This window comes from Streptomyces sp. NPDC107575 (genome assembly GCF_055657265.1).
Genome location: NZ_JBVKBG010000008.1, coordinates 213,496 through 233,161, shown reverse-complemented (window position 1 = coordinate 233,161; position 19,666 = coordinate 213,496). Strand labels below are relative to the sequence as shown.

Genomic DNA, 19,666 nt, shown 5'->3' with positions numbered 1-19,666 from the left:
ACATGTTCGTACGCACCACACCACTTCACTTCGCTTCACTTAATCGAGAAGGCGGCGGACACGTCATGAGCGAGTACCAGCAGATGATCTTCCCGAACCTGGCCGTGAACGACCTGGCCGCATCGACCAAGTTCTTCACGGAGCTGGGCTACGAGCGCAACGCCCAGTTCTCGGACGACACCGCCGCCTCCATCGTGATCAGCGACCACATCGTGATCATGCTGCTCACGAAGGAGAAGTACGCGGGCTTCACCAAGAAGAAGATCGTCGACTCCACGAGCAGCAGCGAGGTGCTCATCGCGCTGAGCGCCGAGAGCCGCGAGAAGGTCGACGAGCTGGTGGACCGGGCGATCGCCGCGGGCGGCACCGAGACCGGCGAGAAGCAGGACCACGGCTTCATGTACGGACGCGCCTTCGACGACCTCGACGGCCACACCTTCGAGGTCATGTGGATGGACCCGTCGGTCGTCGAGGGCTGACCAACGGCCCGGCGCCCGCCCGTGCTTAGCATGGGCGGGTGCCGACTCCAGAGCATTCCTCCAAACCCGTACCTGCCACCACCCACGACCGCGAGATCGAGACGCTCGCGGAGTTCGACGAGGTGGTGGCCGCGCGCGGCACGCTGACCGGGCACCGGGTGCAGGCCGTCGACCTGACCGGCCGCACCGAGCACCTGCGCCGCGCCGAGGTCGAGGGCGCCATATTCCTCGGCTGCCCCATGGACCCGCAGGCGGCCGCCGAGGTCAGGGCGCGCGGCGCGCTGGTCTTCCCGCCGGTCCCCGGGCTCCCGTTCGACCCGTACCGCGGCCGCCTCTACGCCCCGGCCGAGCTCTTCGAGGGCCTGTCGTCCGAGGGCGGTTACGCGGCCACTCCCGACGCCCGCGCGTACGAGTGGTTCCAGCGCACCAAGGCCGACGGCGACGTGTTCGCGTCGATGCTGCGCGCCGTGCACGACGACTCGGTGTCCGACGCGCTCGACGAACTCCTCGTCGGGGCCCGGGTGGTGGGCGTCATGGGCGGTCACGCGATGGCGCGCGGCACGGACGCGTACGCGGGCGCGGCCCGGCTCGGCCGCACGCTCGCGCGCGCCGGGTTCATGGTGGCGACGGGCGGCGGCCCCGGCGCGATGGAGGCCGCGAACCTGGGCGCGTACGCGGCGCCGTTCGCCGACTCGATGCTCGACGACGCGCTCCAACTCCTCGCCAAATCACCGTCGTTCACCCCGTCGATCACCGACTGGGCGGACGCGGCCTTCGCCGTGCGCGAGCGCTGGCCGGGCGGCGGCCCCTCCGTGGGCATCCCCACCTGGTTCTACGGGCACGAGCCGCCGAACGCGTTCGCCGAGCACATCGCCAAGTACTTCGCCAACGCCACCCGCGAGGACGGCCTGCTGGCCCGCTCCACCGCGGGCGTGATCTTCCTGCCGGGCGCGGCGGGCACGGTGCAGGAGATCTTCGACAACGCGACGCCCAACTACTACGAGTCACGGGGCGAACCGACCCCGATGGTCCTGGTCGACCGCGCCCACTGGACCGAACGCCTCCCCACCTGGCCGCTGCTCCAGGCACTCGCCCGCGAGCGGTCCATGGAGGACCGGATCGCCTTGGTGGACACGGCAGAGGAGGCGGGCGAGGCGATCGAGCGTCTCGGCTAGCGCGTTGGGTCAAGCGGGGGTCAAGAGTGGCCGGTGAGGCGCTTCGTGTATTGACCGTGCGTCACGGTCACCGATAAACCAGCGGTGACCATGGGGGTGTTGAGCTTCGAGGTGCGTTCGCGCCGCGCCGCACCCCTCCTCTTCCCAGCACATGTGAAGGACAGCTGTGTCCGTAGCCCCCCGCATATCTCAGCGCATCTCCTCCTCCAGAGCAGCCCGCTTCGCCGGCGTGGCCGCCGCCGCGACGGCCCTGACGCTCGGCGTCGCGGGCTCCGCATCGGCGTGCAACATCAGCGAGTTCACCGCCAAGGCCGCCTGCGAGGGCCCGCAGGGCGTCATCTCCGTGACCGACGTGGACGCGTCCGGCACCCCGGCGACCGTCACCGTCTTCCGGACGTCCGGCGGCTCCGAGGAGCAGGTCGGCTCCCAGGTCGTGAAGGGCTCCAAGGAGGGCGCCACGATCACCTTCAAGGAGGACTGGAAGCCGGGCGCGACCTACCGCGTCCACGTGAAGACCGACCGCTTCGACGTCGACGACGACATCAAGGGCGGCGTCACCGCCCCGGCGACGGCGTGCGCCACCGAAAAGCCGTCGACGCCTCCGACGTCCGCGGCGCCCAGCACCTCGGCCCCGGCCGAGAAGCCGACCCCGGCGCCCTCCAAGAGCAGCTCCGCCGCCGCCCCGGCGCCGAGCAGCTCGGCCTCCCCGGCCGGTGGTTCGGACCTCGCCGAGACCGGCGCGAGCAGCAACACCCCGATGATCGCCGGCATCGCGGCCCTCCTGGTCGTCGCGGGCGGCGGCGTGGTCTTCGCGCTCCGCCGCAAGGGCTCGGCGCAGAAGTAGGCCTGGCGCGGGCGCCGTTGGACGGTTCAGTCGGTCATCGGCTCAGCCGCTTCTCCGGCCCAGCCGGTTCTCCGGCTCAGCCGTTGTCCGCGGCGGCGCCCGCCCCCAGCACCACGATCTCCGCCGCGTCGAAGGCGACCCCGACCTCGTCGCCCGGCTCCGGCGCCGCGCGCAGCGCGCAGGCCGCTTCCAGGCGGGGCGCGTCCGCCGGCTGCAGATGCACCGCGACGTGCGTGCCACGGAAGGTGCGCGCGGTGACGGCGCAGGTCAGCTGGGCTTCGGCGGCGGGTACGAGGCGTACGCCCGCGGGCCGCACGAGGAGCCGCTGGTCCCCCTGCTCCGCCCCCTCGGGCACCGGCACCTTGCCCCACGGCGTGTCCGCGACCGCCCCGGTCACCGTCGCCTCCACCACGTTGTCGAAGCCGAGGAACCGCGCCACGAACTCGTCCGCCGGGTGCTGCCACACCTCAAGCGGCGTACCGGTCTGGGCGATCCGCCCGTCCCGCATCACGACGACCCGGTCGGCGAGCGCGAAGGCCTCGCCCTGGTCGTGCGTGACAGCGAGCACGGTCGTCCCCAACTCGCCGAAGAGTTCCCGCAGTTCGACGACGAGCCGCTCACGCAGCGAGCGGTCGAGCTGACCGAGCGGCTCGTCCAGCATCAGCAGACGCGGCCTCGGCGCGAGCGCCCGCGCGAGCGCGACCCGCTGCTGCTCCCCGCCCGACAACGCGCCGACCGCGCGCCGCTCGGCCCCGGGCAGCCCGACGAGCCCCAGCAACTCCCGTACTCGATCCGCCTGTTCGGCCTTGCCGACCCCGTGCATCCGCAATCCGAAGGCGACGTTCTGCCCCACGTCGCGCTGCGGGAACAGCTGGTGGTCCTGGAACATCAGGCCGACGCCCCTCTTGTGCGCGGGCACCCCGGCCTGGTCCGCGCCGCCGAGCAACACCCGCCCGCCGTCCAGGGGTTGCAGCCCCGCGACGGCCCGCAGCAGGGTCGACTTGCCGCTGCCGCTCGGCCCGAGCACGCACACGATCTCGTGCTCGGCGACCTCCAGGTCCACGTCGTCGAGCACGGCGCGCCCACCGAACCGTACGGTCGCGTCGTCCAGCTCCAGCAGCGACATCAGAACTCCCCGGTCGAGGCCTTGGCGGGCCGAATCCGTTCAAGGACGAGCAGCGAGGCCGCACAGACGACCATCAGCACGGTCGAAAGGGCCATCGCCTGCCCGTAGTTGAGGTCACCGGCCCGCCCGAGCAGCCGGGCCACGGCGACCGGCAGCGTCGGGTTGTCGGGCCGCGCGATGAACACGGTCGCCCCGAACTCGCCGAGCGACACGGCGAACGCGAACCCGGCCGCGACCAGCAGCGCCCGCCGCACCATCGGCAGGTCGACCTCCCGCCACGCCCGCAGCGGCGAGGCCCCGAGCACGGCGGCGGCCTCCCGGAGCCGCCCGTCGACGGCCCGCAGCACCGGCAGCATCGTCCGTACGACGAAGGGCACGCCCACGAGCGCCTGCGCGAGCGGCACCAGGATCCACGTGGACCGCAGGTCGAGCGGCGGCTCGTCGAGCGTGATCAGGAACCCGAACCCGACGGTCACCGCCGACACCCCGAGCGGCAGCATCAGCAGCGCGTCGAACCCGCGCACGAGCCGCCCCGCGCGCCGGGTGAGCGCCGCGGCGGCAAGCCCACCGATCACGACGGCGATGGCCGTGGCGGCGAGCGCGTACTCCAGCGAGTTCCAGATCGCGTCGATCGGCGGTACGAGGAAGGTCCCGCCGTCGGCGTCCGTGAGCGCCCGGTAGTACCCGAACCCGTATCCGCCCGGAGCATCGAGCGACCGCTCGACGAGCACACCCAGCGGCAGCACGATCAGCAGGGCGACGCACACCAACACGCCCCCGAGGAGCGCCCACTGCCCGGCCCCGCGCGGCCTGCGCGCCGTGTGCGCGGCGTCGACGAGCCGCAGCGCGCTCTCCCGCCGGCGCACGCTCCAGGCGTGCACCCCGAGAATCAGCCCGACGGCGAGGAACTGCACGATGGTCAGCACGGCGGCGGTGGACAGATCGAAGATCTGCGCGGTCTGCCGATAGATCTCGACCTCGAGCGTCGAGAATCCCGGCCCACCGAGAATCTGCACGACACCGAACGACGTGAACGTAAACAGGAACACCATGAGCGCGGCGGCCGCGACGGCAGGCCCGAGCGCCGGCAGCGTCACCTTCCGCCACGCCGCGAACCGCGAGGCGCCGAGCATCCGCGCGGCCTCCTCCTGCCGGGGATCGAGCTGCGCCCAGAGCCCGCCGACGGTCCGCACCACGACCGCGTAATTGAAGAACACATGCGCCAACAGAATCGCCCACACCGTGGTGTCGAGCCGGGCGCCCCACAGCTCGTCGAGCAGCCCGCCGTTGCCGACGAGCGCGAGGAACGCGGTGCCCACGACGACGGTCGGCAGCACGAACGGCACGGTGACGACCGCCCGCAGCACCTGCTTGCCGGGGAACTCGAACCGGGCGAAGACATACGCCCCCGGCAGCGCGATCAGCAGCGTCAGCGCGGTCGACGCCAGCGCCTGCCACACCGTGAACCACAGGACGTGCCGGATGTCGGACTGCCCGAGCACGTCCAGGATCCGCCCGAGCTGCCAGCCGCCGTCGACGTGCAGCCCGCGCTCGACGATCGAGACGACCGGGTAGGCGAAGAACAGCCCGAAGAACACGACGGGCAGGACCATGAGCCCGAGCCGCGCCGCGTTGCCTCGCGATCTGGGGACTACTTCAGTACGAGCGACGTCCACGACTTCACCCAGTCGTCCCGGTTGTCCGCGATCTTGCGCGGGCTCATGGTCTCGGGATCGTCGATCTTCACCGCGTACTTGGTGTAGTCGGCGGGCGCGGTGGCGTTCTTGGTCACCGGGTCGACGAACATGTTGAGCGGCATGTCCTCCTGGAACTTCTTGGAGACCAGGAAGTCGAGCAGCGCCTTGCCGCCCTTCTCGTTCTGCGCGCCGTTCAGCAGCCCCGCGAACTCGATCTGCTGGAAGCAGGTGCCCTTGGCGACCCCGACGGGCGAGGTCTTCGGCTGCGGATCGGCGTACACGGCCTCGGCGGGCGGCGAGGACGCGTAGGACACGACGAGCGGCCGGTCACCGCCGGCCTTCTTGCCCCCGGCGGACCCCGAGAACTCCTCGTTGTACGCCTGGTCCCAGCCGTCCACGACCTTGAGCCCGTTGGCCTTCAGCTTCTTCCAGTACGGCTGCCAGCCGTCGTCGCCGTACTTCGCGGCGGACCCGAGGAGGAAACCGAGACCGGGCGACGAGGTGGAGGCATTCTCCGTGACGAGCAGATTCTTGTAGGCCGGCTTGGCGAGATCGGCGAAGGACGACGGCGGCGCGAGATCGTGCTTCTTGAAGTACGCCTTGTCGTAGTTGACGCAGAGCGACCCGGTGTCGACGGGGGTGACCCGGTCCTTCCCAGCATCGAGCCGGTACTCGCTCTTCACGTTCTCCTCGAGCCCCTTGGCCTTGTACGAGGAGAAGATCCCATTGTCGAGCGCACGCGAGAGCAGGGTGTTGTCGACGCCGAAGAAGACGTCGCCCTGCGGGTTGTCCTTGGACAGGATCGCCTTGTTGACGGCCTCGCCGGCGTCCCCGTCCTTGAGGACCTTGACCTTGTACCCGGAGCTCTTCTCGAAGTCCTTGAGCACGCCCTTGGAAACGGCCCACGAGTCGTGGCTGACGAGCGTCACGGTCTTGGAATCCCCACCCGCGGCGCCGGAGCCACCGCCGGACGAGCCGCACGCGGACAGGGCGACGAGCCCGAGCCCGACAGCCACGGAAACGTAAACGGTGGCGGCAGACTTGCGGGTCGGCCCGACGGCCGACGGCTTCTTGCTCACTACTTCATTCCTCCTGGAGCTGACCAGGAGAAGACGCGGCCCTGCCCGGAGCCCTTTCGTCGACGACGGCAGGGCTCCGGGCAGGGCGCAACAGCTTGAGTGGTGTCCGAACTTCCTACCCGGAATGACCCGGGCAAGGTCCAGAGGGTCTGCGGCCTGTCGACGCGATGCCTGCCGTGAAGCCTGCCGTCGGTTGCCGCACTCTCAGCGCTGTGGCGCTCCCCTGTCGGAAATGCAGATGTAGTTGTCGTACTTACTGTGGCCAGGCTACCGCTCGGTGGCCGCCAGCTGTCCACAGGCTCCGTCGATCTCCTGACCACGGGTGTCCCGGATGGTCACCGGGACGCCGTGGGCGGCGATGGCGTTGACGAAGGCCTTCTCGTCCTCGGGCCGCGAGGCGGTCCACTTCGACCCCGGGGTCGGATTCAACGGGATCAGGTTCACATGCACGGGCTTGCCCTTGAGCATCCGCCCGAGCCGGTCACCACGCCACGCCTGGTCGTTGATGTCGCGGATGAGCGCGTACTCGATGGAGAGCCGGCGCCCGGACTTCGCGGCGTACTCGAACCCGGAGTCGAGCACCTCTCGCACGTTCCACCGCGTGTTGACGGGGACGAGGGTGTCGCGCAGCTCGTCGTCCGGCGCGTGCAACGAGATCGCGAGCCGGCACTTCAGCCCCTCGTCGATGAACCGGTTGATGGCGGGCACGAGCCCGACCGTCGACACGGTGATCCCGCGCTGGCTGAGCCCGAGCCCGTCGGGCTCCGGGTCGGTGAGCGCGCGCATGGCCTTGATGACCCGGTTGTAGTTGGCGAGCGGCTCGCCCATGCCCATGAACACGATGTTGCTGAGCCGGGCGGGCCCCCCAGGAATCTCCCCGTCCCTGAGCGCCCTCATCCCGTCGACAATCTGATGCACGATCTCACCGGTCGACAGATTCCGGTCGAGCCCGGCCTGCCCCGTGGCACAGAACGGGCAGTTCATCCCGCATCCGGCCTGCGACGAGATGCACATCGTCACGCGATCCGGATACCGCATCAGCACGGACTCGACGAGCGTCCCGTCGAACAGCTTCCACAGCGTCTTGCGCGTCGTGTCGTTGTCGGTCGACAGATGCCGCACGACGGTCATCAGCTCCGGCAGCAACGCCTCCCGCAGCTTCTCGCGCGATCCCGCGGGGATGTCGGTCCACTCCGCGGGGTCGTGCGCGAACCGCGCGAAGTAGTGCTGCGACAGCTGCTTGGCGCGAAACGGCTTCTCACCGATCGCGGCAACGGCTTCCTTCCGCTCAGCAGGCGAAAGATCAGCAAGGTGCCGCGGCGGCTTCTTGGCCCCGCGGGGGGCGACGAACGTGAGTTCTCCGGGCTTAGGCATAGCTTTACCAGTGTCGCAGATCCGGCGAGGTGACCTGGGCCAGAAGCTCGGGACCCCTGTCATCGTCGGTCGCTGCCGGTCACCCTTGGGCCCCCTCGGACGGCCCACAGACGGCCCGGACCACGAGGGCACTCCACTGCCATGAGCAGGCTGGTTAGCCCTACAGGACTCCACACGGCTGCCCACCAGACCCCTTCGACGGCACTGGGCGAGCGTCGCCATCCCACCCTGCCTAACCTGGCGGTATGTCCTGCGAGGGGGCTACACAGGGAGCTTCACATGGCATTCTCGGGCCTCGGCTACATGCCGACAGACGAGTGGAAGATCCGCACAGCCGAAGGCAAGGAGTACGCCTTCGAGACCGAGGAACAGACGCGCGAGGCTCTGCCCGAGTATGGCGACGGCGCAACCATGTGGAAGCGCAAGGCACACCGCAGCGCCGTATTCACCTCGCACTCGGCGGAAGACTGGAAGCAGGTCACCTGATTGGGGCTTTCAGTCCTGGCTCAGCCCACCACTCAACCCAAGCTCCCATCCCGTCCGCCGTCGACCCACACGCAGTGGAGCGGGCGGGGTCCATGGCGTCCAGGTGGAGCGCGCCACTGTACGAACGACCTGGACGCCATGGGCCACGTCTGCTCGGCTTTGCCTGGGTCGACGGTGGACGGGATGGGAGCTCCTCGCAACCACCCGCGGACCCGCACTCGGCAGCGCGACCCCTTCCCCCCCCCGGTGCCGGCCGATCCCCCGCCGGAGGCAGCGTCGTGACCACAAGATGAGCGACGCGGTCCCCCTCTTCACGCTCTGCCTAGCCACAACTGATCACGGACGACCTTGACCTGCGGACGTCTACTGGATCACCGCTCTGAACTGCGGCGCAGCCGTCGCCCGTTGTCAGCGCTGGTAACCAACGAGCCCTTCCACGGCCCCAGGACGGCTCGAGAGGGCACTTGTGCATTGGCTGTCGCAGTGTCTGTCCGCTTTGCGGGGTGACCCCTTCATCCCGGAGCAACTTGAGATGCTCGCCGTCTTTGGGCTGCTGTCTTGCCACCTGCGCTGATGGTCCGCTGGCGGCCACGGGTATTCGCGATTGCGCGCGGATAGTTTAAAGAAGAATGGAGAATGGTTAACTATCCCCACCAGGCCCTGAAGGCGGCTGTCAGTAGAGCACCAACAATTACACCCAAGAAGGAGAAGCTAATACTTGCGAAGCGCTGCAACTCTTGACTCTGTCGCCCATCCAGCACCTCCAAGACTTTTTCCGAACTCTCGATCTCCTCTGCGAAATCTTCTTTCATGGTTTTCTCTAGGTAACTTCTAAGGTGGGCTGTCTCTTCACCCGGATAAAGCCCTTCGAGATCTTCCATGCTGTCGCGTTTGTGATGAATTATCATCAATCTTGCGGAAACAGCATCTAGTTGCGCCGACTGCAGTTTGTGGCGCATTGTCAGTGTTCTAGCGAGATAAGCACGGAATCCGCGCTTTTTGAACGCTTCACCTATTTCCCGAGATTGATCCGAGAGGCTACCTGCAGCCTGAAGCCTTGAATTCCTCAAGCTCGTAAATCGGTAAAAGTAGGAGAATTGCTTTTGGAGCGATAGATAGAGGCGCCAAAGCGAGTCTTCGGATTCGTGAAAATATGCGATCCGGTCGTACGCGAGACTCTTGCTAATTTTGACAGTGAAGCCATCACCTGCCGACTGAGGCCCTGTTCCGATTTCCAGGGTAAAGTCTGCGTGGAACGGGCTCGGCCCTAGCACCAGTAGACCAACGGACGATTCGCGCCTTCTGAACTCTTCGCGCAAAAATTCTCGAACTACTACTAGACTTCCAGATGGATACTTCACTCCATCTGGAGCATCGAGGCACTCTACGTAAGTCACTGGATGTATGTGGTCGAAAACGATAGTGACCCTGAAATTCTCCACCTCGCCATTCAGCAGGAAGCTGAACGCCTGCAGCCTTGCCGGAATGTTTATTTCGAATGTTATTATCCCGGATTCCGGGAGGTCGATTTCATCGCCCTCTGATTCGGCGTATCCGTCTCCCGCCCAGCGGAAATCGAGATCTTCGATTCCGATCGTTTTGAATTTGTGAACTGAAGGGATTGCTTCGAATGCTTCTTTGACTTGAGTGATCCAATCTTTTACGTCTTTGGGGTCGGTAACCTTTGGGGCTATGCAGCCGACACCGAAAAAATGGACACTCATCAGAACCGCCCTTCGCCGAGAGGGGCAATCTTAGCGCGATAGGGGTGAAAGAAGCATGGGGATACAGCAGGAAACGCGGTCGGTGGAGGGCTTTGGGCTGGAGCTGCTTTGGGTCGACTGATCCTGGCCCCTTAAGCTGACCGCGAGTCGGGTAGGTAGTGAACCTGCCCGTTGGTGCTCGATGTGGGGCAATGATCTTCGAGGCTCGCCCCAAAGTGGCTGCGTAAAGCCGCAGAGCCGACCGGACGCAGCCGCGCGGGCCTTTCCCTCTTCCCCCGCATTACACACGAGCGCGCCGCCGTGCGCGGCCGGCCGGTGGCGAAGCCATGGAGGCCGTACGCGCTGCAAGGCGGCGCGCGCCCGCGCCGTGCGCGGGCCTTGATGAAGTAGGGAAAGTTCTATCGCGCTGGCGTCAGCCGCTTGCCGTCATGGCTTCGGACATGCGGGCCTGCCCCGTCGAGGGCATCCAGGAGCCGGATCGAGTAGACCTCGGACATGTACTCGCTGACCTCGTCGGGCGTCAGCCACTCCACGGCCGTGGACTCGTCCGACGTGCGCTCCTCACCGCCCGCGGGCTTGCAGCGGAACACCAGAGCAACGACGCCTCGGGGCGTGTTCTTGTAGACGCCGGTCAGCTCATCCACCTCGACGCGGCTGCCGGTCGGCGGACGCCCGCCTACGGGATCGCGTGGCGCAGCAACTTCAACACCCATGTCTGGAAGCCCGCTTCGCGCTCGCTGGGCTCATCCCAGACGCCGGGCCTGATGGGGAAGCACGCTCGGCTCGGGAGCACGGCATGCACGCTCTGAGGTACTTCTACGCCTCCGTGCCGGTCGACGCCGGGGAGAGCATCGAGGCCGCGAGCCAGTACCTCGGCGGCCACAACGATCCGGCACTGACGCTGCGGGGTGAACGCGCACCTGATGACGTCGCGTAAGGAACGCACTCGGAACGCCGTGGACCGAGTGTTCCACCGTCGTTAGCGCCCAAGAGACCACTCATGTACGGTCGCCAGCCGCACGATGTTCGAGCAGGCCCGATGGCAGGGAAACCGGTGAGTGACATGCGCCGAGGCGCGACGGCCCCGACTCATGTTCTCCCACCGTATGCGGCCTGGGTCGTGCGGCGCTCCCCCTGGCTTTTCTGGCCGCTGCTGTTCATGTCCACCGTACTTCTGGCTTGGGACATCATCGACGGGGCCGAGGCGGGGCAGATCCTGGCCTCGTCAGCCCCAGTGCTGGTCTGGGTCATGGCGCTGATCAACCAAAGGTACGTATGGCGCCGCCACCTGAGATCGGCCGAGTCCGAGCACCCGTCCAGTGAGCGTGTCCAGGCATAGCCAGGTCCCACCTGCCCACGGCCCACAGACGGCCCAGCACAATGAACGCAGCCCCCTATTGGCGACAAAGCCGCAGGTAGGGGGCTTCTTACTGGCCGGGGGTCATCAGTTCTCCGGGCTTAGGCATAGCTTGACCAGTGCCGCAGACGAATGGGGGTGACCTGTCGCCGTCACCTGGGCCACCAGGCACCCACGCTCTGACCAGCTAGCATCGCGGCCAGCGCAGGGCTGGAGGGGACGCTGTGACACTCAACCGCAAGGGCTCGCGACGCATCGTCGTCGACGGCACGACGTATCGCTGGTGCCTACGCGGCCGGCCGACGTACGACCAGGCCCTCTGCGACAGACCGTGCACGTACGCGGTCCAGCACGCAGACGAGCCCGGCACGACCCTCGTCGTCACCACGAACCAGCCTCATGCCGGCAACTGGTTCGGAGCGCCGAGTGCCGCTGTGCTCCCCAGAGACGTGAGCGCCGCCATCGCCTTGGCCCTCACCCAGGGCTGGCAACCGACAAGTCCTGGCCCACCGTTCCACCTGGACCAGTCCGACGGATTCGATCGTCTCCGGCCCTGACACGACCTCGCACGCGGTGCCAGGGAGCAGGCCACTAGAGGCCACGAAAAGCCTCGTACAGGTAGCCGTAGGCTTCCCAGCAGTCGACGCTGCCGTCGTCGTACAGGCTGGCCTCCCGCTCCGCTACAGCGAGATCCAGTTCGCCCAGCCGAAGGTGAGCTTGTACGCGGCGTGGACGGCGCCCCATCCCCGCCTGCCGCGCAGCAGGCCCACAGTGAGGGCGACGAGGAGCAGCGCCATGAAGACTCCCGCGACGACGGCGCCTGCCTTTAGGGAGCAGCCCAGGCCGATGACGACGCTGACGACGACCACGGCCGCCAAACCCATGTGCGCAATGGGCAGTTCGACGCGGAACAGCTCTCGTACCGCCGCATGCGACGCCCGCAGGTCCGTGTCGTAGCGGTCCCTCGCCGCACCAGGATCGGCGTTCGGTCCTTCAGGCCAGTGTTGATCCACCTTGCGCCCCATTCCCGTCGCTGCCCGGGAGCCTAGCTCGCAGCTGCTCCCCCGGGCCTCACCCCGCCGGAGGGCGGCCCAGTGCCACGAAAACAGCCCCCTATCGGCGACAGAGTCGCTGCTAGGGGGCTTCTCGGTGCCTGGAGGTGAGCGAGGTCACCGGCTTCAGGCAGGGCCGTGGGGTGTCGTGCCGTTACGTGTCGCAGGTCTACGCGTGTGCCCCGCGCCCCCGCGCCCTCAGCGCCCCGACGGCGTCCGAATCGCTGCGATGTCGAACTGGAGGCGGACCTTCTCGCTGACCATGTTGCCGCCCTGGGCCAGGCGGGCGTTGTACGTGAGGCCCCAGTCGGTGCGGTTGATGGTGGTGGTGCCGTCGAAGCCGACGCGTTCGTCGCCGAAGGCGTCCGTGACGAAGCCGATGTAGGTGAGTTCGAGGACGACGGGGCGGGCGACGTCCTTGATGGTGAGGTCGCCGTGCATCCGGTAGACATCGTTGCCCGCCAGCTCCACGGCCGTGCTCTTGAAGGTCATCCGCGGGTACTGGGAGGCGTTCAGGAAGTCACGGCCCACCACGTGCGCGTCCCGCTGCTCGACCCCGGTGTCGACGCTCGCCGTGGCGAGGACGAGCTCGGCGGAGGAGCGGGACGGGTCGTCGCCGTCGAAGTAGAGGCGGCTCTGGTACTCCGCGAAGGCGCCGCGCACGGTCGTCACCATGGCATGCCGTACGGAGAACCCGATCCTGCTGTGTGCGGGGTCGACCATCCAGGAGCCGGTGAGCGCCGCCATGGAGGGGTCGTGGCCGTCCGGATCGGGCAGTACTGCGGTGCCGGCGGCCCCCGGAGCAGCGGATCCCTCTGCGCGCCGGGATGAGAAGCTGCGACCGAAAATGTTCATGAGGCATGTTGTTACTTGAGCGTAAAGAACGCCCGCAAGCCCCCCTCAACGAACCCGCCCACCTTCGTGAACAGGTCTTCACAAGTCCCGTGGGGGCAGATACGGAGAGCCCCCGTCCGGTTACGGACGGGGGCTCTCACGTGGGTGTTCCTCAGGAACCGACGAACAGCACCAGAAGCAGCCAGACCACCGGGGCCGTCGGCAGCAGGGAGTCGAGGCGGTCCATGATTCCGCCGTGACCCGGCAGCAGCGTCCCCATGTCCTTGATCCCGAGGTCCCGCTTGATCATGGACTCGCCGAGGTCCCCGAGCGTCGCGCTGGCCGCGACGAGCGCGCCCATGACGAGGCCCTGCCACCACGTGCCGTCGTCCACCAGGAACTGCATGCACAGCACGCCCGCCACCATGGCGAACGAGACGGCGCCGACCAGCCCCTCGCGGGTCTTGCCGGGGCTGATCCGCGGCGCGAGCTTGTGCTTGCCGAAGCGCCAGCCGACCGCGTACGCCCCGGTGTCGCTGACGACCGTCAGGATCAGGAACGTGAGCACGCGCCACGCCCCGTCGTCCGCGGTGAGCATCATCGCCACGAAGGTCGCGAGGAACGGCACGTAGAAGGCCGCGAAGACCCCCGCCGTGACGTCCTTCAGGTATCCCTCGGGCGGCTCCGTCATCCGCCACACGAGGACGGCGAGCGCGGTCAGCGCCATCGCCACCCAGGCACCCTCGGCGCCCCGCACGTACCCGGCCACCACCATGGCCGCGCCACCGACGGCGAGCGGCACCAGCGGCGCCTTGATGCCCTTGCGCTCGTCGAGCCGCGAGGTCAGCTCCCACAGGCCGACGACGACCGCGACCGCGATGACCCCGACGAACACGGCCTTGACGATGAAGAGCGAAGCGATGATCACCGCGCCGAGCCCGACACCGACGCCTATGGCGGCCCCGAGGTCCCGGCCCGCGCTCTTCTTCTTGCGCGGTTCGGTCCGCGAGGACCCCGCGGACCCGGCGGGCTCCGCGGGCCCCGAAGGCCGTTCGGCCGGCTCCGGCTGCCGAGGCGTCTCGTCGCGGAACAGGGGACCACTCAGCCGAGCGGTCCCCCGGTCGTCCTGGTCGTCGCCCCTTCCGTCACCAGAAGGCGTATCAGGCATATCGGGCACGATGGGCATGGGCCGAGTCTCATCGACCGCGTGCCGTTCGTACGCGGGACCCGCCGGAGCGCGTCCGTGGTCGTACGACGGTCCTTGGTTGTACGACGGCCCTTGGCCGTACGCCGGCACCTGCCCGTTCGCGGGCCCCTGACCAGGGGCGGACCCTTGGCCGTCGGTCGGGCCCCACTGTCCGGGCCCGGTCGGCGCACCCCAGGAAGAGTCGTTCACGGATTCCTCGAACCTCGATCTTCCGCGCTCGCTCAGACTTCGAGCAGCTCGGCTTCCTTGTGCTTGAGCAGCTCGTCGACCTGGGCCACGTACTTGGAGGTGGTGTCGTCCAGCTCCTTCTCGCCGCGACGCCCCTCGTCCTCGCCGATGTCGCCGTCCTTGATCGCCTTGTCGATGGCTTCCTTGGCCTTGCGGCGGACGGAACGGATGGACACCTTGCTGTCCTCCGCCTTGCCCTTGGCGACCTTGATGTAGTCGCGACGGCGCTCCTCGGTCAGCTCGGGGAACGTCACACGAATGATGCTGCCGTCGTTGCTCGGGTTGACGCCGAGGTCGGAGTCGCGGATCGCCTGCTCGATGTTGCGCAGCGCGCTCTTGTCGAACGGGGTCACCACGGCCATCCGCGGCTCGGGCACCGAGAACGAGGCCAGCTGGTTGATCGGCGTCAGCGCGCCGTAGTAGTCGGCCACGATCTTGTTGAACATCGCCGGGTGCGCACGTCCCGTGCGGATCGCGGCGAAGTCCTCCTTGGCGACGACGACGGCCTTCTCCATCTTCTCCTCGGCCTCGAGGAGGGTCTCTTCGATCACCACTTGCTCCTGCGTGTCTTGAGTGAGGCCCGGCCGGGCACGGGGGCGCGGTCGGCTGCGTCGCGTGTCTTTCCTGCACGGTGTCCGACCGGCAGGACATTGTCCATCCCTCGGGGAACCTTCGAGGGCACGGGGTTCCCAGGGGGACGGGAGGGTGTCAGGCGCGGGTGCCCTGTTCGCCTACGAGGGTCCCGATCTTCTCACCCTTGACGGCACGGGCGATATTGCCCGACGTGATGAGCTCGAAGACGAGGATGGGCAGCTTGTTGTCGCGGCACAGGGTGATCGCGGTCATGTCGGCGACCTTCAGGTCCCGGGTGATGACCTCGCCGTAGCTGAGCCCGTCGAACTTCACGGCCTCGGGGTTGGTCTTCGGGTCCGAGTCGTAGACGCCGTCCACCCCGTTCTTGCCCATGAGCAGCGCCTCGGCGTCGATCTCCAGGGCGCGCTGCGCGGCGGTGGTGTCGGTGGAGAAGTACGGCATGCCCATGCCGGCGCCGAAGATGACGACGCGACCCTTCTCCAGGTGCCGCACGGCGCGCAGCGGGATGTACGGCTCGGCGACCTGCCCCATGGTGATGGCGGTCTGCACGCGGCAGTCGATGCCCTCCTTCTCCAGGAAGTCCTGGAGGGCCAGGCAGTTCATGACCGTGCCGAGCATGCCCATGTAGTCGCTGCGGGCGCGATCCATGCCGCGCTGCTGCAGCTCGGCGCCGCGGAAGAAGTTGCCGCCGCCGATGACGACGGCGATCTGCCAGCCGTCCCGCACGACGGCCGCGATCTCACGGGCAATGGCGTGCACCACGTCGGGGTCGACGCCCAGACCCCCGCCCCCGGCGAACGCCTCGCCGGAAAGCTTCAGCAGAAAGCGCCCCGCGCCTTTGCCTTCGTCGCTCTTGTCGCCTTTATCGGCAGTGTCGGCCTGGGTGGTGGTCATGGGATTCTCGCCTCTTTTGCTTGGCACACATACGAAGAAGGCCACTGCCGGTGGGGTGGTTCGCATCCCATGCGCGGCAATGGCCTCCTCGTCACAACTGCGGTCGCCCGGTGCGTTCCCGGACGACTGCTGTCGACCCTAGCGGGGTCTCGCGTCTGTCGCGGTACGGACTCAGATGCCGACCTTGATGCGCGAGAAGCGCTTCAGGGTGACACCGGCCTCCTGGAGGACCTTCTCGACGGACTTCTTGTTGTCGAGGGCGTACGGCTGACCGAGCAGCGTGGCCTCCTTGAAGAAGCCGTTGACGCGACCCTCGACGATCTTCGGGAGCGCGGCCTCCGGCTTGCCCTCGGCGCGGGTGGTCTCCTCGGCGACGCGGCGCTCGGACTCGACGACCTCGGCCGGGACGTCCTCGCGGGAGAGGTACTTCGGCGCGAAGGCGGCGATGTGCTGCGCGATGCCCTTGGCCAGCTCGGCGTCGGCCTTGTCCAGCTCGACCAGGACACCGATCTGCGGGGGCAGGTCGGGCATGGTGCGGTGCATGTACGCGGAGACGTAGGCGCCCGAGAACTGCGCGAAGCGGTCCAGGACGATCTTCTCGCCGAGCTGGGCGTTGGCCTCGTCGACGAAGGCCTGGACGGTCTTGCCGGCCTCGATCTCGGAGGCGAGCAGCGCCTCGAGGTCCGCGGGGCTCGTCTTGGCGACGTGCGCGGCCAGCTCGTTCGCGACGGCCTGGAACTTCTCGCCCTTGGCGACGAAGTCCGTCTCGCACTTCAGCTCGACGATGACACCCGAGGTGTTGTCGTCGGCGATGAGGGAGACGACGGCACCGTTCTCGGCGGAGCGGCCCTCGCGCTTGGCGACGCCCTTCTGGCCCTTGATGCGCAGGGCCTCAACGGCCTTGTCGACGTCGCCGTCGGCCTCGTCGAGCGCCTTCTTGCAGTCCATCATGCCGACGCCGGTGAGCTCGCGGAGCTTCTTGACGTCAGCGGCGGTGTAGTTCGCCATGATCCTGGTTTTCTCTCTACGAAGTCTGAAGCAGTGTGAGAACGAAGGTGACGGTTACGGGTGAAGGCGGGGGCCGCAGCCGACCCCCGCCGTCACCTCATGAAACCGAATCCCGTACGGGTCAGGCCTGCTCGGCGTCCGCGGCCGGAGCCTCGGCCGGGGCCTCGGCGGCCGGGGCCTCGGCGGCCGGGGCCTCCGCAGCCTTCTCGGCGTCCTCGGCGGGCTTGGCCTCAGCCTTGTCGTCGGCCTTCTTCTCGCCCTCGAGCAGGTCGCGCTCCCACTCGGCGAGGGGCTCACCGGCGGCCTTCTCGCCCGGCTTCTGGTCGCCCGTGGCGACGCCGGAGCGGGCGATGAGGCCCTCGGCGACGGCGTCGGCGATCACGCGGGTGAGCAGGGTGACGGAGCGGATCGCGTCGTCGTTGCCCGGGATCTTGTAGTCGACCTCGTCGGGGTCACAGTTCGTGTCGAGGATCGCGACGACCGGGATGTTGAGCTTCCGGGCCTCGCCGACAGCGATGTGCTCCTTCTTGGTGTCCACGATCCAGACGGCGCTGGGCACCTTGGACATCTCGCGGATACCACCGAGGGTCTTCTCCAGCTTGGCCTTCTCGCGCGAGAGCACGAGAAGCTCCTTCTTGGTGAGACCGGACGCGGCGACGTCCTCGAAGTCGATCTGCTCGAGCTCCTTGAGGCGCTGCAGACGCTTGTAGACGGTCGAGAAGTTGGTGAGCATGCCGCCCAGCCAGCGCTGGTTCACGTAGGGCATGCCGACGCGGGTCGCCTGCTCGGCGATGGCCTCCTGCGCCTGCTTCTTCGTGCCGACGAACATGACCGTGCCGCCGTGGGCGACGGTCTCCTTGACGAACTCGTAGGCGCGGTCGATGTACGACAGCGACTGGAGAAGGTCGATGATGTAGATGCCGTTGCGCTCCGTGAAGATGAAGCGCTTCATCTTCGGGTTCCAACGACGGGTCTGGTGACCGAAGTGGACGCCGCTTTCCAGCAGCTCCCGCATCGTGACGACGGCCATGGCCGTACTCCTTGTGTTTTCTCGGTTGTTTCCTGACGCCCACTGCGTGTGCCTGCCGCGTACGTTCACGCTCTTGCGAGCCGTCCGTACGGGACCGATAGGCCACTGACACGAGCCCGTGAGGACCGGTGTCGGGGCGTGCGAAGTCGATCCGGTGGGCCGGATCGCCACATGAAGTGTACGGGACCCGCGAGGTACCGGGTGACGCCGCTGTCCACAACCGTTCGGTAGTCCACGTTTCCCGGCCATGATCCCCGCGAGGACGCTCCGCGGAGGAACCTGAGCGCCATGCGGAAACTACTCACAGTGATGACTGCGGGGCTCCTGCTCGCGCTGCTGGGACCTGCGGCCTGGGCGGGGGACGCCCGCTTCTGGCCGGTGGGCGAGCGGCCACGGGTGGTCAGGCCCTGGACCCCACCGGCTTCGCCCTACGGCCCCGGCCACCGCGGCGTCGACCTGGCGGCCCCCATCGGCGCTCCCGTACGCGCGGTGGCCGACGGACGGGTCTCGTTCGCGGGCGAGGTCGCGGGCAGAGGTGTGCTCTCCGTCGCACTCTCGAACACCGGCGACCCACCGCTGCGCACGACGTACGAGCCGGTGACGCCGCTGGTCGAACGGGGCGCCAAGGTCACGGCCGGCGACCCGGTGGCCACCCTCCAACTCCCCACGACCCACTGCCCACCCACATCCCACTCCTGCCTCCACTGGGGCCTGCGCCGAGCTACGGAGTACCTGGACCCGTTGTCCTTGCTGAACGCGTCGACCCTCCGCGGCCGACCGTCGAGACTGCTGCCGGTGTGGGGCTGGCCCGTCAGCGCCTTGGGTTATCTGCCGCCTCCGCCTTGGGCGGCAGGGTGGGCAAGGCGGCACCCCGGTGCCGCGCACCACGAACGCCGACCCCCGGGACGGGCTCAGCCGCGAACGCCCCGCAGCGCCATCCCCACGGCCGCATCCACGATCACGCCGGGCTCCTCCGCGGCCCCCAGCTCGATCCTGCGCACGGCCGCATCCACCACCCCTTGAAGCAACATCGCGGCGAGCCGCGGCTGCGCATGCCCCATCTGCTCGAGCGCCTCGACGATCATCGCGACAAGCCCCCCGTGCGCGGCCCGGATCTTCTCCCGCGCCCCGGCATCCAGCTCACTCGCGGAGATGGCGACGACGGCCCGGTGCCGCCGGTCCCCCACCAGCGCCAACTGCTCCCGCACATACGCCTCGACCTTGCCCTCGGGCGTAGCGGCCCGCGCCATCCCGGCCTCGACCTCCGCGGCCCACACCGGGAAGTCGACCGCGCACAGCTCCTCGACCACGGCCGCGCGCGATTTGAAGTACTCGTAGACGGACGAGCGCGCGAGCCCCGTCCGCTCCGCGAGCGCGGGAAACGTCAGCGCGTCCGTCCCGCCCTCGGACAGCAGGGAACGCGCCGCGTCCAGAAGGGCGCCGCGCTGCATCGACCGGTGCTCGGCCACAGAGGCCGC

General features: G+C 68.1%; 20 protein-coding genes and 1 pseudogene. 7 read left to right on the top strand and 14 right to left on the bottom strand.

Going from position 1 to position 19,666, the window contains the following annotated elements; all coding sequences use genetic code 11:
- The first annotated feature begins 65 nt into the window (after positions 1–65).
- The 3 genes from ACZ7L4_RS35850 to ACZ7L4_RS35840 all read left to right on the top strand — a co-directional run bounded on the left by ACZ7L4_RS35850 (position 66) and on the right by ACZ7L4_RS35840 (position 2,498).
- Complete coding sequence (locus tag ACZ7L4_RS35850; protein ID WP_472109121.1) at positions 66–479, top strand: VOC family protein; 414 nt, start codon at positions 66–68, stop codon at positions 477–479.
- A 38-nt stretch (positions 480–517) separates the two neighbouring features.
- On the top strand, positions 518–1,654 hold the full coding sequence (locus ACZ7L4_RS35845) for an LOG family protein (RefSeq protein ID WP_472109119.1): 1,137 nt from the start codon (positions 518–520) through the stop codon (positions 1,652–1,654).
- Positions 1,655–1,820: 166 nt separating this feature from the next.
- Entirely contained in the window at positions 1,821–2,498 is a 678-nt protein-coding gene (locus ACZ7L4_RS35840) for an LAETG motif-containing sortase-dependent surface protein (RefSeq protein WP_472109117.1), read from the top strand.
- A 76-nt stretch (positions 2,499–2,574) separates the two neighbouring features.
- Here ACZ7L4_RS35840 and ACZ7L4_RS35835 read toward each other — a convergent pair whose 3' ends face one another.
- The 4 genes from ACZ7L4_RS35835 to rlmN form a co-directional block, all read right to left on the bottom strand.
- Entirely contained in the window at positions 2,575–3,624 is a 1,050-nt protein-coding gene (locus ACZ7L4_RS35835; protein ID WP_472109115.1) for an ABC transporter ATP-binding protein, read from the bottom strand.
- The gene (locus ACZ7L4_RS35830; protein ID WP_472109113.1) at positions 3,624–5,300 is read right to left on the bottom strand and encodes an ABC transporter permease; all 1,677 of its coding nucleotides are present in this window, start codon (positions 5,298–5,300) and stop codon (positions 3,624–3,626) included. Before ACZ7L4_RS35830 ends, ACZ7L4_RS35835 begins: the two co-directional genes overlap by 1 nt.
- Positions 5,276–6,400: a thiamine ABC transporter substrate-binding protein gene (locus tag ACZ7L4_RS35825; RefSeq protein ID WP_472109111.1), complete on the bottom strand. Its 1,125-nt coding sequence runs from the start codon at positions 6,398–6,400 to the stop codon at positions 5,276–5,278. The genes ACZ7L4_RS35830 and ACZ7L4_RS35825 overlap by 25 nt, the downstream gene beginning before the upstream one ends.
- Before the next feature lie 267 nt (positions 6,401–6,667).
- A complete protein-coding gene (gene rlmN / locus ACZ7L4_RS35820) occupies positions 6,668–7,774 on the bottom strand; it encodes a dual-specificity RNA methyltransferase RlmN (protein ID WP_472109109.1) in 1,107 nt (368 codons plus the stop codon).
- A gap of 279 nt (positions 7,775–8,053) precedes the next feature.
- Between rlmN and ACZ7L4_RS35815 the strand changes: the two genes are divergently transcribed.
- The gene (locus tag ACZ7L4_RS35815) at positions 8,054–8,260 is read left to right on the top strand and encodes a hypothetical protein (protein ID WP_472109107.1); all 207 of its coding nucleotides are present in this window, start codon (positions 8,054–8,056) and stop codon (positions 8,258–8,260) included.
- Between the two features lie 644 nt (positions 8,261–8,904).
- Here ACZ7L4_RS35815 and ACZ7L4_RS35810 read toward each other — a convergent pair.
- Positions 8,905–9,984, bottom strand: a complete 1,080-nt coding sequence (locus ACZ7L4_RS35810) for a hypothetical protein (RefSeq protein ID WP_472109106.1) — start codon at positions 9,982–9,984, stop codon at positions 8,905–8,907.
- Between the two features lie 398 nt (positions 9,985–10,382).
- A pseudogene (locus tag ACZ7L4_RS35805) lies at positions 10,383–10,646 on the bottom strand (NUDIX hydrolase); the annotation flags it as partial.
- Positions 10,647–10,780: 134 nt separating this feature from the next.
- On the opposite strand from ACZ7L4_RS35805, the gene ACZ7L4_RS35800 reads away from it, so the two are divergent.
- Entirely contained in the window at positions 10,781–10,921 is a 141-nt protein-coding gene (locus ACZ7L4_RS35800) for a hypothetical protein (RefSeq protein WP_472109104.1), read from the top strand.
- A gap of 222 nt (positions 10,922–11,143) precedes the next feature.
- Positions 11,144–11,323 (top strand): hypothetical protein, encoded by a 180-nt coding sequence (locus ACZ7L4_RS35795; RefSeq protein WP_472109102.1) that lies wholly within the window; start codon positions 11,144–11,146, stop codon positions 11,321–11,323.
- A 698-nt stretch (positions 11,324–12,021) separates the two neighbouring features.
- Here ACZ7L4_RS35795 and ACZ7L4_RS35790 read toward each other — a convergent pair.
- From ACZ7L4_RS35790 to rpsB, 7 genes are all read right to left on the bottom strand, one after another.
- Positions 12,022–12,354, bottom strand: a complete 333-nt coding sequence (locus tag ACZ7L4_RS35790) for a hypothetical protein (protein WP_472109100.1) — start codon at positions 12,352–12,354, stop codon at positions 12,022–12,024.
- 237 nt (positions 12,355–12,591) lie between these two features.
- Complete coding sequence (locus tag ACZ7L4_RS35785; protein ID WP_472109098.1) at positions 12,592–13,248, bottom strand: YceI family protein; 657 nt, start codon at positions 13,246–13,248, stop codon at positions 12,592–12,594.
- 151 nt (positions 13,249–13,399) lie between these two features.
- Positions 13,400–14,623, bottom strand: a complete 1,224-nt coding sequence (locus tag ACZ7L4_RS35780) for a phosphatidate cytidylyltransferase (protein ID WP_472109096.1) — start codon at positions 14,621–14,623, stop codon at positions 13,400–13,402.
- A 32-nt stretch (positions 14,624–14,655) separates the two neighbouring features.
- A complete protein-coding gene (frr, locus tag ACZ7L4_RS35775) occupies positions 14,656–15,213 on the bottom strand; it encodes a ribosome recycling factor (protein ID WP_450810641.1) in 558 nt (185 codons plus the stop codon).
- Between the two features lie 157 nt (positions 15,214–15,370).
- On the bottom strand, positions 15,371–16,150 hold the full coding sequence (gene pyrH / locus ACZ7L4_RS35770; protein ID WP_385761153.1) for a UMP kinase: 780 nt from the start codon (positions 16,148–16,150) through the stop codon (positions 15,371–15,373).
- A gap of 171 nt (positions 16,151–16,321) precedes the next feature.
- A complete protein-coding gene (gene tsf / locus ACZ7L4_RS35765) occupies positions 16,322–17,158 on the bottom strand; it encodes a translation elongation factor Ts (protein ID WP_450810640.1) in 837 nt (278 codons plus the stop codon).
- A gap of 121 nt (positions 17,159–17,279) precedes the next feature.
- Entirely contained in the window at positions 17,280–18,188 is a 909-nt protein-coding gene (gene rpsB, locus ACZ7L4_RS35760) for a 30S ribosomal protein S2 (protein WP_472109093.1), read from the bottom strand.
- Positions 18,189–18,476: 288 nt separating this feature from the next.
- Between rpsB and ACZ7L4_RS35755 the strand changes: the two genes are divergently transcribed.
- The gene (locus ACZ7L4_RS35755; protein WP_472109091.1) at positions 18,477–19,211 is read left to right on the top strand and encodes a murein hydrolase activator EnvC family protein; all 735 of its coding nucleotides are present in this window, start codon (positions 18,477–18,479) and stop codon (positions 19,209–19,211) included.
- On the opposite strand, the gene ACZ7L4_RS35750 is transcribed toward ACZ7L4_RS35755, so the two are convergent.
- Positions 19,100–19,657, bottom strand: a complete 558-nt coding sequence (locus tag ACZ7L4_RS35750) for a TetR/AcrR family transcriptional regulator (RefSeq protein ID WP_450810687.1) — start codon at positions 19,655–19,657, stop codon at positions 19,100–19,102. The genes ACZ7L4_RS35755 and ACZ7L4_RS35750 overlap by 112 nt on opposite strands.
- Between the last annotated feature and the right edge of the window lie 9 nt (positions 19,658–19,666).